The organism is Streptomyces sp. HNM0645 (genome assembly GCF_030056615.1).
GTDB lineage: Bacteria > Actinomycetota > Actinomycetes > Streptomycetales > Streptomycetaceae > Streptomyces > Streptomyces marianii.
In genome coordinates, this window is sequence record NZ_JASHLT010000025.1 from 13994 (window position 1) to 29035 (window position 15042).

The 15042-nt window shown below is 72.5% G+C and carries 12 protein-coding genes; 5 read left to right on the top strand and 7 right to left on the bottom strand.

What is annotated here, in order from left to right; all coding sequences use genetic code 11:
- Nucleotides 1–33: 33 nt before the first annotated feature.
- A complete protein-coding gene (locus QMZ92_RS19170) occupies nucleotides 34–1440 on the bottom strand; it encodes an MFS transporter (protein ID WP_283298592.1) in 1407 nt (468 codons plus the stop codon).
- A 503-nt stretch (nucleotides 1441–1943) separates the two neighbouring features.
- On the opposite strand from QMZ92_RS19170, the gene QMZ92_RS19175 reads away from it, so the two are divergent.
- Nucleotides 1944–2651 (top strand): AAA family ATPase, encoded by a 708-nt coding sequence (locus QMZ92_RS19175; protein ID WP_283298593.1) that lies wholly within the window; start codon nucleotides 1944–1946, stop codon nucleotides 2649–2651.
- Nucleotides 2652–2914: 263 nt separating this feature from the next.
- On the opposite strand, the gene QMZ92_RS19180 is transcribed toward QMZ92_RS19175, so the two are convergent.
- Together QMZ92_RS19180 and QMZ92_RS19185 are read right to left on the bottom strand one after the other, a co-directional pair.
- Nucleotides 2915–4633, bottom strand: coding sequence for an acyl-CoA dehydrogenase family protein (locus QMZ92_RS19180; RefSeq protein WP_283298594.1), 1719 nt, complete (start codon nucleotides 4631–4633; stop codon nucleotides 2915–2917).
- 126 nt (nucleotides 4634–4759) lie between these two features.
- A complete protein-coding gene (locus tag QMZ92_RS19185) occupies nucleotides 4760–5326 on the bottom strand; it encodes a PadR family transcriptional regulator (protein WP_283298595.1) in 567 nt (188 codons plus the stop codon).
- 583 nt (nucleotides 5327–5909) lie between these two features.
- Between QMZ92_RS19185 and QMZ92_RS19190 the strand changes: the two genes are divergently transcribed.
- Nucleotides 5910–6383, top strand: coding sequence for a lamin tail domain-containing protein (locus QMZ92_RS19190; protein ID WP_269732029.1), 474 nt, complete (start codon nucleotides 5910–5912; stop codon nucleotides 6381–6383).
- Nucleotides 6384–6553: 170 nt separating this feature from the next.
- Nucleotides 6554–6712 carry a hypothetical protein gene (locus tag QMZ92_RS19195; RefSeq protein ID WP_283298596.1) on the top strand — a complete coding sequence of 53 codons (159 nt, stop codon included), beginning with the start codon at nucleotides 6554–6556 and terminating at the stop codon, nucleotides 6710–6712.
- Nucleotides 6713–7054: 342 nt separating this feature from the next.
- On the opposite strand, the gene QMZ92_RS19200 is transcribed toward QMZ92_RS19195, so the two are convergent.
- Both QMZ92_RS19200 and QMZ92_RS19205 read right to left on the bottom strand, forming a co-directional pair.
- Entirely contained in the window at nucleotides 7055–8854 is a 1800-nt protein-coding gene (locus QMZ92_RS19200) for a S8 family peptidase (RefSeq protein WP_502962090.1), read from the bottom strand.
- A 468-nt stretch (nucleotides 8855–9322) separates the two neighbouring features.
- A complete protein-coding gene (locus QMZ92_RS19205; protein ID WP_283298597.1) occupies nucleotides 9323–10549 on the bottom strand; it encodes an MFS transporter in 1227 nt (408 codons plus the stop codon).
- A gap of 485 nt (nucleotides 10550–11034) precedes the next feature.
- Here QMZ92_RS19205 and QMZ92_RS19210 point away from each other — a divergent pair, with 485 nt between their 5' ends.
- The gene (locus QMZ92_RS19210; RefSeq protein ID WP_283298598.1) at nucleotides 11035–11754 is read left to right on the top strand and encodes a DUF429 domain-containing protein; all 720 of its coding nucleotides are present in this window, start codon (nucleotides 11035–11037) and stop codon (nucleotides 11752–11754) included.
- 154 nt (nucleotides 11755–11908) lie between these two features.
- Here QMZ92_RS19210 and QMZ92_RS19215 read toward each other — a convergent pair whose 3' ends face one another.
- Nucleotides 11909–12472, bottom strand: a complete 564-nt coding sequence (locus tag QMZ92_RS19215; protein ID WP_283298599.1) for a TetR/AcrR family transcriptional regulator — start codon at nucleotides 12470–12472, stop codon at nucleotides 11909–11911.
- A gap of 210 nt (nucleotides 12473–12682) precedes the next feature.
- Nucleotides 12683–13027: a hypothetical protein gene (locus QMZ92_RS19220; protein ID WP_283298600.1), complete on the bottom strand. Its 345-nt coding sequence runs from the start codon at nucleotides 13025–13027 to the stop codon at nucleotides 12683–12685.
- Nucleotides 13028–13321: 294 nt separating this feature from the next.
- Between QMZ92_RS19220 and QMZ92_RS19225 the strand changes: the two genes are divergently transcribed.
- A complete protein-coding gene (locus QMZ92_RS19225) occupies nucleotides 13322–15040 on the top strand; it encodes an alpha/beta hydrolase (protein WP_283298601.1) in 1719 nt (572 codons plus the stop codon).
- Nucleotides 15041–15042 lie beyond the last annotated feature (2 nt).

Consider the following 15042-nt stretch of genomic DNA (forward strand, 5'->3'; position numbering starts at 1 on the left):
GGGGTGTCGCGGCCGGGGAGTACTGACGGCGGGTCAGCGTGCGGACGCGGGAACGGGCCCCTCGCCGTGCGTGCTCCGGCTGTCCCCCGGTCTCCCGCACCCGGGTCCGCCGTCGTGCGGTGTCCCGTGCGGGGCGGCGTTCGGCGGGCCGTCCGCCGGCTCCTGCGGCGCGCCGTCGGGGAGTCCGTCGGGCCCGGGCAGGTCGCGCATCCGGCGCAGCGGGGAGAGCAGCAGCGGCACGGGTACGGCGAGGAAGCCGAGGGCGCAGCACGCGAGCGCAGTGCGCGCACCGAAGGACTCGGCCAGGGCGCCGCCGAGGAGGGCGCCGAGCGGCAGGGTTCCCCACATCAGGAAGCGCAGGGTGGCGTTCATCCGGCCGAGCAGCCGGGGCGGGCAGAGCGCCTGGCGGAAGCTGACCTGGGCGACGTTGTAGACGACGGCACCGAAGGAGACGGCGGCGGATCCGGTGGCGAAGAGGACCGCGCCGGGAACGCCGGGGCCGGACAGGGGCCACAGCACGGCGAACGGTCCGGTCGCCAGGGCGGAGAGGCGGATGAGCCGTGCCTGGCCCAGCCGCGCGGCCAGGCGCGCGGCGCACAGGGCGCCGAGGAGCCCTCCGACGGCCGACGCGGACAGGACCAGTCCGATGGCCCCCGGCTGCAGCCCCACGGTGCGGACGAGATGGACGGTCTGCGTCGCCATGAGGACGGCGGTGCAGAGGTTGGCGAGACCCGTGGTGACGGCGATGACGCGCAGCAGTGGGTGACGGGTGACGAAGCGGACGCCCTCGCCGATGTCCTTGCGCAGGGAACCGCCGGGGGCGGGCTCGGGCCGTTCCTCGGGGCGCTTGATGCCGAGGAGGAACAGGGCGGAGAGCGCGTAGCCGACGGCGTCGGCGATGACCGCGAGGTGGGCTCCGGCGAGCTGGACGAGTCCGCCGCCGATGCCGGGACCGGTCACCTGGGCGGTGGAACGGACCGTCTCGAGCGCGCCGTTGCCCGCGACGAGCTGTTCGCGGGGCAGGAGCTGGGGGAGGTAGCTCTGGTGGGCGACGTCGAAGAACACGGTCGCCACGCCGACGACGAGCGCGACGGCGTAGAGCTGAACCATCGTCAGGATGCCGGCCACGGCGGCCGCGGGAATGCTCGCCATGGCCGCGGCGCGCACCATGTCCGCCCGGATCATCAAGGGCCGCTTGCGCATCCGGTCGGCGAGGGCGCCGGCGGGCAGCCCGATGAGCAGGAAGGCCGCTGTCTCCGCGGCGGTGAGGAGGCCCACCTGGAAGGCGGAGGCGTCGAGTTCGAGGACGGCCACGAGCGGCAGGGCCACCAGTGTGACGTGGGCACCGAGCTGTCCGGTGGCCGCTCCCGCGAGCAGCAGCCGGAAGTCACGTATGCGCATCGGGCCGCCGCCGGCCGCGACTCGGGATGTGACGGACATGTGAACGACAGTCACTGAACGGCCGATCAGTAGTCAAAGACCCACAGTCACTTTCGGACGATTCTTGCGCCATCTTGGGGACTCTTCAGGAAAAATCTCGCCATACCCGAGGTACATCCGCATGAACGCCTCCCCCGCCCCGCCCGCGCCGAACCCGGAGACTCGGGACGGGGCGGGTCGCCCCCGAACTTCCCACCCGACGATCCACCACATAGCGTGACTGTTCAAATCCTGACCGAAAACAACCGCCTCCGGTCACCATGGGACTGAACCGGTCATTCCGCCAGCTAGTGCTGTGGCCGGAAGGGTTTGCCGGGAGGCTCGCGGCGTACGGTGCGGTGCATCGCAAGGCGGAGGATCGCCCTCGTACTGGGCGTACTCGGGCGACTCCGACAACGCCGCGAGGTACCGTGCCGGGCGTCGCGAGCCGGTGAACCCTTCCGGTCACAGCACTAGGGAACGCGAGAGGCGCCCGGGGGCACATGCCATGAGAAACTCGGGCGGTGATCATCGAACGCGTGTACGCAGCCGTGGGTCCGCACCGAGAGGACGCATGGCCGTGGGACGTACCGTGCGTACGTGCCCTGCTGGCGGACGGACTGCGCTTCACGGCACCAGTGACGTTCCTGGTCGGGGAGAACGGCTCGGGCAAGTCGACCCTCGTCGAAGCGCTCGCCGAGGGATTCGGGCTCGACTCCTGGGGCGGCTCGCACGACTGGCGCTACGCCAGCCACCGGCCCAAGTCCGCCCTGGGCGAGCGGATCCGTTTCGACGCAGCGCCCCGGGGACGGCGCATGATGGGCAGTTGGTCGGCGCGCAAGGGGTTCTTCCTGCGTGCCGAGACGGCACTGGACGCACTGGACCGGGAGGGATTCGCACCGGACACCATCAGTCACGGCGAAGGGTTCCTGGCGGCCTTCCGGCACAAGTTCCTGCGGCCCGGCCTCTACGTCATGGACGAGCCGGAAGCCGCCCTCTCGTTCAGCTCGTGCCTGGAACTGCTCGGCCACGTCAACGAGTTGGCGAGGAGCGGGGGACAGGTGGTCTGCGCCACCCACTCCCCGCTGCTGACCGCACTCCCGGGCGCCGACATCGTGGAGGTCGGCGAGCACGGCATGCGCCGAGCCGCATGGGACCAACTCGCCCTCGTGGACCACTGGCGCCGCTATCTCGCCGATCCGCGGTCCTATCTGCGCCACGTCCTCGGCTGAGCCGCCCTCCCCCGCGGCCCGCCCGACTCACCCGAACGACGAGCCCCTGTCCCGCCGACGTGTGGGACAGGGGCTCTGGCGTCTCCTTCTGCCCCCGATTCCCCATCGGATGCACAGGAGTTCCGCGGAACGGCGGTCTTCCACGGGTCGGCGGTTCCGCGGCCGCAGGAACCGCCGACCGGACGGCGAGGCCCGGCGCCGGGGGCGGCGTCCGGCCCCGGCGTCCGCCGTCGCACACACGCGGACGCCGGCCTCCCGTGGTTTTACGGAGCCATCTCGTAGGCCCCCGAGAGTGCCTCGACGCGCTCCCAGACGCGCGCGGAACGGGCTTCGTCGACCACCGGCCGGCGGATGGCGCCCAGTGCCCAGCCCTGCTGCCGCTCGTCGGCGGAGTCCTTGCCGTGGAGCTCCACGGCGTAGCCGGAGAAGTCACGGACGAGGACCGAGAAGAGCTCGTCGAGCACGTCCTCGTCCAGACCCGTCAGCCCGGCCTGCTCGAGGATCAGCTGGCCGTGCACCACCAGGGCGAACAGCTGGCCGACGGCAAGCAGGAGGTCCAGGTCGCGGCTCTGCGCCTCGTCGGGGGCCGCGGTGGTGACGAACTCGCACAGCGCGTCGGCCTGTTCGCGGAAGCGAGCGACGTTGGGCACTCCGGCGTAGGCGTCGAAGGCGGTGCGCCAGTCGTGGAAGCGGATGGAGCCGAGGCCCCTGGCAGGGCCCTGCCGGAAGAGGAAGTCGTCGTCGGCGGCGTCGAGCCGGGTCGGCACCTCCGGGTAGGCGACCGGGTCCAGCAGGTGGTTGCGCATGAACTTCAGGATCAGCGCGAGGTTGACGTGGACCGTGCCCTCGAGCTTCGGCAGGCCCCGGATCTCGACCGCGGCCTGGGCGAAGTAGTTGTCCTTCTCGAAGCCCTTGGCCGCGATGACGTCCCACATCAGGTCGATGACCTTCTCGCCCTCCGTGGTGACCTTCATCTTGGTCATCGGGTTGAAGAGCAGGTAGCGGCGGTCGTCCGGGCCGGCGGAGCGGAAGTAGTCGACGGCGCGGTCGCTGAACAGCTTCATGCCCACGAGGCGTACGTACGCATCGGCCAGTTCGCGCCGCACGTGTGGGAAGGCGGTGACGGGGCGGCCGTACAGGATGCGGTTGTGGGCGTGGGTGACGGCCTCGTACATCGCGTGCTCGCAGATGCCGATCGAGGCCGTGCAGAGGTTGAACTTGCCGACGTTGACGGTGTTGAGGGCTGCGTCGAAAGCAGCGCGACCGGTGTGGAGGACGTCCTCGGCCGCCACCGGGTAGTCCTCGAGGCGGAACTCGCTGACGTACTTGGAGGAGTCGACGACGTTCTTCACCAGGCGGTACGCCGGGTGGCGGCTGTCGGCCGCGAAGAAGACGTAGCCGTCCGGGCCCTCGACGTCGGTGCGGCGGCCGAACACGGAGACGAGCCCGGCGGCGTTGCCGTTGCCGATGTAGTACTTCGAACCGGTCGCCAGGAAGCCGCCGTCGCCGTCGGGCTCCAGCAGCATGTCGGTGGAGTAGATGTCGGCGCCGTGGCTCTTCTCGGACAGTCCGAACGCGAACACCTCGCCCTGGGAGAGCAGTTCGGCCGCGCGCGCACGGGCGGCGGAGTTGTCGCTCTGCCACACCGGCCCGAGGCCGAGGATGGTGACCTGCCAGGCGTACCAGTAGTCGAGGCCGTAGAACCCGAAGATCTCGTTGAGCGCGGCGATACGCGCCGTGTCCCAGCGCTGGTCCGGCCGTCCGGCGTCGGGGGCCGGTGTGAGGAAGGTGGCGAACAGGCCCTCCTTGGCGGCGAAGGCGAGGAAGTCCTCCAGCCAGACGCGGGAACGGTAGTCCTCGATCAGCCTGCGCTTGCCGCGGGCCTCGAACCAGTCCACCGTGGCGCGCAGCAGCCTGCGGGTCTCGGGGTCGAAGTGCGCCGGGTCGTAGGTGCGCGGGTTGAACAGGAGCTGGTCGGCCATGGGGTACGCCTTCCGGGGTCGAGGGTCGGGCGGTACGTCGACGGTGCGGTTCGGTGCGGAACGGGTACGGCTGGGCGGCCACGGTGCGCCGACGCGATCGGCGCACCGTCGCGCGGTCGGCGCGGTTCAGGCGCGCCGGCGCGCGGCCCCGAGCCGGTGAAGGGTGGCGAGGACGTCGTCGAGCCAGGCGATCGTCATCCGCTCGTAGGCGATGCCGCCGCGCAGCACGACGTGCTGGAGCTCCTGGCCGGCGTCGAGCGGAACGGGCGCCTCCGGGCCGGTGAAGTCCCGCCGCTCCCCCGAGAGGTAGTGCGCGAGCCGGTCGCCATGGGCCTTGCGGTGCCGTTCGACCTCGGAGATCAGCGCCGCCGGGTCGTCGAAGGCGGCGCCCCGGATCTTCACGGCGAGTTCGTGCCGGATGCTCTCCGGTTCGACCGGCTCGTGCAGCCACCGGGAGAGAGCGGTGCGGCCGGGGCCGGCGACGGAGTACTCCCTCTTGTCCGGACGGCCCTGCTGGGACACTTCGCGGGCCGCCAGCAGGCCGTCGCCCTCCATGCGCTTGAGGACGCGGTAGATCTGCTGGTGGGTGGCGGTCCAGAAGTACCCGATGGACCGCTCGAACCGGCGGGCGAGCTCATAGCCGGAGCCGGGTTTCTCCAGCAGGGAGACGAGGATCGCGTGTTCGAGCGACATGCCCCCGATCCTTCTATGCAACTCGTTGCATAGACAAGGCGCCACGAACGGATGAGACACGACTCACCCGACGCGGGCCACCACGCCACTCCCCCGACCCCTTCAGCTCGCCCGCCCTCATGCCGATCCGGGAGAGGGAACCACGTCGCGCCGCGAGCACGACCGGCCGGGTCGCCGAGTCACCGACCCCGCCAAGCCGCCAGAAATCGCACGAATGAAGGGTTCAGGGGCACTCGTTCGCCCCGGACGGCACGGGCGCCGTTACACGAATCGGACCCCACTCTCGACGGCACACCCGAGTGGGCGCAGGGAGTGCACGGGGCACCGGAAACCGCTTGTTGTTGATCAGTCAACCGATCGATGCAAGTTGCAACCATCTCCGATCGAGGCGGGGACGGGAAGAGTGATCCATGCAAGCGAGAGTTACGGAGATGTCCGCATTTCGTCATAGCGTCCGGTTTGCGTCTCTTAGGGCCCGCGACCAGGCCAGAGTGAGGGCCCTCGGCAGCAAGCCGGGAACCAGAACCGCCACACAGAGGCCCTGAGCAGGGTCTTGTCGGGCACGTCCTCGAAGGGGCATTCCATGTCTGCTTCTCGCATCACCCGCCGCGTCGTCGCCACCGCACTCGCCTCCGGCGCTCTGGTCGCGGCCGCCGCGCTGCCGGCGACGGCGGCCGGCCACGACCGTCACCACTCCTTCCGGTCGACGGTCGTCATCGGGCAGGTCCAGTACGACAGCCCCGGCAGGGACGACCGCTCCAACCGCAGCCTCAACGCCGAATGGGTCGAGGTGAGGAACACCGGCCGGCACGCGGTCAACCTCCGCGGTTACACCCTCAGCGACCGGGACGGCAACCGGTACCGCTTCGACAACCTGCGTCTGGGCGGACGCTCCAGTGTCCGGGTGCACACCGGCATCGGCCGCGACACCCGCACCGACGTCTACCAGGACCGCCGCAACTACGTCTGGGACAACCGCGACACGGCGACCCTCCGGAACGACCGCGGGCGCGTCCTCGACACCAAGTCCTGGGGACGGTTCGGACACCGCCGCTGACGCGGCACCGCACACCCGGGGCTCGGCCGCATCGAGCGGCCGGGCCCCCGGTCCGTGTCCCCGCCCCCGTCGGCCGTCGGCCGTCGGCCGTCGGCAACGGCAACGGCAACGGCAACGGCAACGGCAACGGCAAGGATCGTCGGCCGATCTGTCCGCGCAGAGCCAGGGCCATGACGAAGAGCGGCTTCGGCGACTGGAACCAGTTGTGCCGGAGGTCGATGCCCGCGATGACGGTGTCGGTCTTCCTCTCGGCGAAGACGTTGAGTGTCGAGCCGCCCCGGTCGCAGGCCATCCGGAACACCGCCGCCCCGACGAACAGCCAGGCGTAGGCGGTCATCCGCCGCTGTTCCGCCCGGGTGAGCTCCGGGCCCCTCCTGACGCGCACCAGCGTCCAGGCGACGCCATACCGACGCCGGCGACCGCGAACCCGAGGTGGTGGCCCACTTCTGGACGAATGGTGCCGATGCGGCGGAGCGAAGTCCGCACCATTCGGACGGCGGTGCTGCAGAACCCGTGCAGCCACAGACCGTCCGGCCGTTCGACACGCCTTCCCGACCACCCGGCTCACGGCGTTCGCGGGCACCGCCCCTTCCGGACCGGGGCAAACGGACGGGCCCCGGAGAACGCGCGGACGCGCTCCTCGGGGCCCGTGTTGTGTGCGGCCCGATCCGCTAGAAGGTGAGGTTCCAGGCGTCGATACGGCCCGTGTCCTGGGCTGCGGTGTCCCGTACGCGCAGCTTCCAGACGCCGGCGGCGACCTCCGACGAGGCGTTCACCGTGTACGTCTTCACGACGTTGTCGGCACCGTCGCCGTCCGGGATGTCCTCGAGCAGGTACACCGTGCCGTCCGGGGCTACGAGGGACAGCACCAGGTCACCGCGGTAGGTGTGCTTGATGTCCACACCGACCGTGAGTGCGGCCGGGGCGTTGCCCGCCGCCCCGGTCACGGCGATGGGCGACTCGGCGGTGGCGTTGTCGTTGACGGCCACGTCGGCGGTGTTCTCGAAGTAGCGGGCCGGGGGCGGCGTGCCGGCGACCGCCTTCAGCGCGTCGACCTGCCCCTCGCCGAAGAAGGCGTTGTTGGCGGTCGTGCCCGTGCAGCGACTGTCGGACGGGCAGGCGGTGTCGTTGGCCTGGGCGGCGAGGCGGGCACGCAGATCCGCCGGTGTCGCGCCCGGGTCGGTGCTCGCCAGCAGTGCGGCGACGCCCGCCACGTGCGGGGAGGCCATCGACGTGCCGCTCATGTTGCCGTACTTGCCGCCCGGGAGCGTGGAGTACACCCCTGACGCACCGTCACCGCCCGGTGCGGCGACGTCGATGATGTTGCGGCCGAAGTTGGAGTACGACGCCTTCGCGTTGCCGTTGCCCATGGCCGCGACCGTGACGACACCCGGCAGCTCGGTCGGGATGTCGATGCACGCGTTGGTGATGGTGCGGTTCACCGGCGTCGAGTCGTTGGGGCTGGACCTGTCGGTCCGCTTGTTCGCCAGGTCGTAGTTGGAGTTGCCGGCGGCGGCGACCTGGAGCGAACCCTTGCCCTCCGCGTACTGCTGGGCGCGCTTCACGCCCTCGATGATCGCTGCCTGGTCGACGTTGTCCGGGCAGTTGAACATCCACGGATCGGTGTAGTAGCTGTTGTTGGTGACCTTGAAGCCGTGGTCACCGGCCCACATGAATCCGCAGATGGTGTTCTCGGCGAAGAACATGCTGGTCGTGGGTTCGGCTATGCGGACGGAGGAGATCCGCACCCCGGGGGCGACACCGACGACGCCCTTGCCGTTCCGGGCCGCGGCGATGGTGCCGGCGACATGCGTGCCGTGGTCGCCGATGTCGCGCCAGGCACCGGCACGGGTGTCGGGCCGGCCGTAGGCGCAGGAGACCGAGTCCGCCGCGTTGAAGTTCGGCGCGATGTCCTGGTGCAGGTCGTCGACGCCGGTGTCGAGGACACCGACCTTGACCGCGGAGGAACCGGTGCTGACCGCCCACGCCTTGTCCGCCTTGATCTGGGTCATGTCCCAGCGGTTGGACTCGGTGAGGGTGGTCGGCGACTGCGACGGAGCCGCGGGCAGCGCGGGGTCGTACGCGTCCGCGGGAACGTCCGAGGTACGGGTCGCGCCGACCTGCTGCACCCCGGCGACACCGCGCATGGTGCCGGCGAACGCCGGGGACGTGGAGTGCGCCACGATCACACCGATCGCGTCGTGGGACGCGAAGACGGTGCCGCCGTTGGCAGTGACGGCGCCGCGCACCGCGGACGTGTCACCGGGAGCGGTGATCACCAGGTACGCGCGGGTCCCGGCGGCCCAGGATGCCTGCGGCGCGGTGGATGCCGCGGACGCGGTGGAACCGCTCGCCGCTGCGGGCGCGGCCTGCGCCGCACTCGCGGGGACCGCGGTGACCAGGGCCGCGCCGATGACGGCGGCCGCCACGAGCGGACGTCTCAGTCGGCTGGATATGAGGGGGGTAGGCAATGCATCCTCCGAAAGCCCGGCCGCGCCGGGGCGCACACCGGGCATGTGATGAACGGAATGGACGCAAGATCTCAGACAGCGACGCCGCAAGGGAAGGCGTTCCGTCGCCCAACTGGCGCCGAGGGAAAAGTGGTTGACGGCCATTCCGCCTGTTTTGAGCCCCAGTCGGACGGCTTGTCTCACCGGCAGGCGGCCACGTGCCCCCGGCATGCGGACGGACTGCAGGCGGGCCGACCGGAGCATGCGTGACCGAGGAGACCGACTCCGCGCGGGGCACGGTGGGCGGCCGGCCGTGCGGCGACAGCGCGGCGGGGTGTCGCACGGCCACGGGGGCGGCACGTCCGGGCGGTGTGCGAACCCGACGCGCACGTTGCCGGGAACGCGGGCGGCCGGTGCGGCGGAGCGCCACCGCGAAGTGGGGTGCTCCGCCGCACGCCGACGAGGCGGGGCCTGCGCGACGCGGGACCGTCAGTCCCGCGCCGGCGGGTGGAGTGCCGCGTACGCGCCCGCGCAGGCGGCGACCACCGTGACACAGCCGGCGAAGACGAGTCCCGCGGTGCGCAGACCCAGCCCCATGGCCAGGGCACCGACGCCGACCACGGGCAAGGAGATTCCGGCGTACGCGACGACGAAGAACGCCGAGATGGTCCCGCCACGGTGGTGCGCCGGTGCCGCGCCGCTGACCAGGGTGAGGGCGGCGCGGAAGGCGAGGCCCTGGCCGGTGCCGCCGAAGAGTGCGCCGAGGACCAGCAGGGGCAGGGACCGGACGACCAGTGACGAGGCCACGAACAGCAGCCCGACGACCAGCACCCCGCAGCCGACGGGGAGCGCCCGCGCGGCACCGACCTTCGGTGTCATCGACTGGCCGAAGGTCGAGGCCAGGAACACGGAGAACACGACGGCACCCATCACGGCCAGGTTGTGCACGCCCAGGGTCCGCGCGACGAAGCTGGGCGCCACGGCCGTGAAGAGTCCGAGCAGGGCGAAGCCGGCGAACGCCGCGACGGACGCGGGCACGAAGACGCCCTTCACCCCGGGCGGCACGGAGATCCCCTGCGGGCTCAGCCGGGGCCATCGCCGCGGGTCCTCGACCGTCTCCGGCAGCAGCCAGGTCAACACGCAGGCCGCCGCGATCAGTCCGAGGTGAACCAAGAAGACCAGCTTCAGCGGCCACGGCGCGTACTCCGCGAGCAGCCCGGACAGCAGTGGCCCGCAGCCCAGGCCGCCCATGTTCGCGGCGGTGGCCGCGAAGGCGGCGCGGGCCTTCTTCCCCGGCGCGGCGAGTTCGATGACGGCGGCCGTCGCGGCACCGCTGAGCAGCCCGGCCGCGAAGCCCGACAGCAGCCGTCCCGCGAACAGCAGCGGCAGACCGGTCTCGAGCAGGAAGCAGCAGGCGCTGGCCGCCGAGAAGCCCATGGCGGCCAGCAGTACGGGGCGGCGCCCGACGACGTCGGAGTAGTTGCCCGCCACGAGCAGGGCGGTGATGACGGCGACGGCGTACACGGCGAAGACGACCGTCACCATCAGCTCGGAGAAGCCGATCTGTTCCTGGTAGAGCCCGTACAGCGGCGTGGGAAGGGTCGTCCCGGCCATGCCGATCGCGAACACGGCGGCAGCCGCCGGATATCCCGGTCGCCTTCTCCGGCGGAATCCGCCGTGGTCCGCCCCGCCTGCTCCGCCCGTGCGATCGACCATCCCGGCACCCTACGAGCGAAGGCTCGTCAGGGCCGCCCGCCACGACGTGCGGGCGTCGCCGCAGGCCGGCCGGAGGTGACGAGGCCGGGTGTTCCGTCACCCGCGCGGTTCGCGGGACGGCGCCGCACCGTCGGCGCCGTGCGGGACGCGCCGTCCGTTGCCGGGGCGCCGCGACCGGCCCGGTCCGTGGCCGGCCGCTCCCCTGGACGTGCTCCCTCGTCGGATACCCGGACGGCGGCACCGGCACGCGGTCGGGGCCGCCCTCCGCACGGCGCGGTCATCCGTGCTCTCTGCTGCCCCCGGAAGGCCGGCGGACGTTCCGGGGACGCCTCGGCCGGGGCCTCGCCGGCCGCCTCCGCCCCGGCGCGGAGACCGTAGACGGGAGTACCTGTTCGTGAACCCGGCCGGCGGTCGCCGTGTGCCGCCCGTTCCGCGTTCCGGACGGATCGCGGGTGCGCTGCGCCGTCGGGGGGAAGTCGTTCGGCATGGGTGACGTTGTGAGGGTCCTCGGGGTCGACGCCTGCCCGGGCGGATGGGTCTCGGTCGCGCTGAGGGACGGGCGGTTCGACGGTGCGCGCTTCGCCGCGGACTTGCGCTCGCTGCTGGGCGCTCGGGCTCCGCAGGGTGGGACGGAGGACGGCGGCGAGGCGGGGGTCGTGGCCGTGGACATCCCGCTGGGGCTCCTGGAGACGGGGTGGCGGCGCGCGGACGCGGCCGCCGCCGCGCTGCTGGGGAGGCGGCGCGGCAGCGTGTTCCGGGTACCGCCGCGTGCGGTGTGGCAGGAGGAACGGTACGAGGCCGCGAACCACCGCTGCCGGGAGCTGACCGGAGCCGGACTGAGCCGGCAGAGCTGGGGTCTCGCCGCCAAACTGCGGGAGGCGAACGCCTGTCTGGCCGAGGCCGGGGGCGAGCGTCTCCGCGAGGTGCATCCGGAGGTGTCGTTCCGGGCGCTGGCCGGCGGACGTCCGCTGTCGTACCGGAAGAAGAGCTGGGCGGGGCAGATGGTCCGCCGCGGGCTCCTGCGGGAGGCGGGCGTCGTACTCCCCGACGAGCTCGGCGGCGCGGGATCCGTGCCTCCGGACGACGTGCTCGACGCGGCCGCCGCCGCATGGAGCGCCGACCGGATAGCCCGGGGTCGGGCCCGCAGTCTGCCGGATCCTCCGCAGCTCGGTGACCGGGACCGCCCGATCGCCATCTGGTACTGACCAGGGGCGGGAGCCTGCCGGAGCGGGAAGGGTCGGCCCGCCCCGGGTGAGGCGTCCCGCGGTGGCGTCGCCACCGACCGCTCTCGGGTCCGACGCACTGCCCGCACCGGCCCCGACGGCCGCCGGGCTGGGCGCGACCGGTTCCGGACCCGAACTACCCGCCCTGGTCGAGGAGGAGCTTGATCACCGGCCGTGCCGCCGCCTCCGGGTCGTCCCCCAGACCATCGGGCAGCACTCCGGCCAGCCACAGCGAGGCGAAGCCGTGCACGATCGACCACGCGGCCACGGACGCGTGCTCGGACGCGGCTCCCCGCCGCCCCGGCATCCGTCGCAGTCCTACCGCCAGCGCCGCGCCCGCTCGCTCGCGCGCGGCACTCACCTCGGGCGTGTCCGCGTGGTAGAGGCTCGGCTGGAACATCACCTCGAAGTGCGCCCGATGGGTCGCGGCGAAGTGGACGTAGGCCACGCCCACGTCCAGGAGTCCGTCCCCGGCCCCGCTCAGCTTGTCGGCCAGGAGCTCGTACCCCTGGCAGGCGACCGCGGTCAGCAAGCCGGCCTTGTCCCCGAAGTGGTGCTGCGACGCGGCGTGCGAGACCCCCGCCCGGCGCGCCAGCTCCCGCAGGCTCATCGCACCCGGACCGGACTCGCCGATCACCTCGACCGCCGCGTCCAGGAAGGCCCTGCGCAGGTCACCGTGGTGATAGGACTGACGCGCCATCGGAGGGCCCCCAATCTTTCCTTTGGCAAGTTACCACACGGCCCTCCCGCCGCCGGGCCGCCCGGACCGCCCCGGGACCCGGGCAGCGAGTGGCCCGGGACGGACGTACGCCCACGGCCGCCGTGGCGGTCGTGGGCGTACGCCCACGGTGCTCCGGCACGGGTTCCCGGCCCTTCGCGGCACTCGGGAGCGGCCGGTCGCGCCGAGCGGTCAACTGGCGCGAGCCGGCCTCGGGCCGGGGACGGTGATCCAGTGCAGGATGGTCTCCACCGTCCGGTCGTCGAGCGCGCTGAGGATGTTGATCGCGTCCAGGTCGCCCGGCAGCGGCGCGACGCCGTTGGCGGTCAGGGCCGAGTGCAGGTCCAGTCGCCGCCGGTCGTGCGCCGCGAGCGGGATGGGCAGCCGCTCCTGCGGGGCGGGCGGCAGGAGTTCGTCCCCGTCACCCGCCATCGCGGGGTACAGCGCGTCGATGTCACGCGCACCGGGGACCCGGTACGGGTCGGCACCCGTCCCCGACAGCACCGACGACAGCGAAAGAAGGGGCTCAGCGGTCATGGAAGCCTCCAGTGGTTGCGTCACTGACACCACTGAGGGCGCTCCCGGGCGGCGCAGCGGTTCCTGCACATCCCGCACATCACCCGTACGCCGCCAAAACCACGTCATCACACGATCCACCGCGCGATGGACCCGACGGATCGCGGCATCCCGCCTCCGACCTGCGCATACATCGCGTCCCAGATGGTGTCCGGACTGTCAAGCCACGTGTTCCCGGACGTGTTCCCGCGCGCCCTCCGCCGCTTCACTCGGGAGTGGGCCGCTGACGCGGCCGTCCGCAGACGGGAGCAGACCATGGACACCCCAGTGCCCGGCCACGACCGCCCCGGCCGGCCCGTAAACGCCGGCCCCGGGCGCGGGGTCCCCGCCCGTGTGCGCCCGACCGCCCGGCGCCGGGCGGCCGGGCTGCGCGGGGTGCTGTACCAGGCCGTGATCGCCGCCGGCGCGCCGCTCACCCGCTCCGGACGCGACCGGCCGGCGGGCGCAAGCGGCCGGCGGGCGGCGGCGCTTCTGTCGGTCGTGCCGCTGGCGCTGGCCGCCGGAGCGGGGCTCCCCTCCTCGGCGGCAGCCGACGACGGGACCTCGGCGACCCGCTCCCAGGGCACCGCGGCGAGCATCCCCGCCTCCGTCCCGGAGGGGATCCGCCCGTTCTACGCGCAGCGGATCGACTGGGAGAGCTGCGGTCCGGACGTCCAGTGCGGCCTACTGGAGGTGCCGCTGGACTACGCCGACCCGGCCGCCGGCACCATCCGGCTGTCGCTCGCCCGTGTACGCGCGGCCGATCCCGACCGCCGGCTCGGCTCGCTGCTCTACAACCCCGGAGGGCCCGGGGTGTCGGGCGTCGATGCCGTGAAATCCACTGCCGGGCCGCCTGCCACCCCCGAACTCGCCGCCAGGTACGACCTCGTGGGCTTCGACCCGCGCGGTGTCGGCGAGAGCGCCCCGGTGCGCTGTGCTCCCGTCCGGGCGGCCGGGGACGCCGACCCGGTCGACATCACCCCCGACACCCCGGCGGAGGTCGACGGACTCGTCCGGTCCACCCGGGAGACCGGGGCCGCCTGCCGCTCCGGAACGGGGCCGCGCCTGGGCCATGTGTCCACCGTGGAGACGGCCCGCGACATGGACGTGCTCCGCGCCGTCCTCGGCGATCCCGGGCTGAACTTCCTGGGTGTCTCCTACGGCACGTATCTGGGCACGCTGTACGCCGACCTCTTCCCGGACCGGGTCGGCAGGCTGGCACTGGACGCCGCGGTGGACCCCCGGCTGGACGCGCTGGAGTCGCTGCGCGGCCAGGCCGCCGGATTCCAGCGGGCCCTGGACGCGTTCCTCGCCGACTGCGCGAGTCGGCCGGAGTGCCCCCTCGGCACCGATCCGGCGAGGGCGGCGAAACGCCTGACCGATCTGCTGGCGCGGCTGGACCGTGCCCCGCTCCCGGTGAGCGGCACCGAACTCCTCGACCGGGACACTGCTGTGGTGATCACGGCGCAGTCGCTGTACAGCAGGGACTCCTGGCCCGTGCTGGAGTCCGCCGTCGCCGCGGCACTCGCGGGCAACGGCACGGAGTTCTCCGGGATGGTCGAGGGCGCCGTCGACGACGCGTACGGCCACTCCTTCCAGGCGATCTCGTGTCTTGACCTGCCGCCGGCCGTCACGTCGGCCGAGGAGTTGCAGGCCGCGCTGCCCTCCTTCCGGCGGGCATCCCCCGTGTTCGGCGAGTGGCTCGCCTGGGCCGCGCTCGGCTGCACGGACTGGCCTGTCGCCTCCGTGGGCACACCGCGCACGGTCTCCGCGCCGGGCACTCCGCCGATCCTGGTCGTGGGCACCACCCGGGACCCGGCGACACCGTACGACTGGGCGGAGTCCCTGGCCCGGCAGCTGGAGTCCGGCGTGCTGCTGACCCGGGAGGGCGACGGGCACAGCGCGTACAACGTCGGCAGCGCCTGCGTCGACCGGGCCGTCGACAGGTACCTGATCGAGGGGCTGCCTCCCGCGGACGGCACCCGCTGCACCTGAGG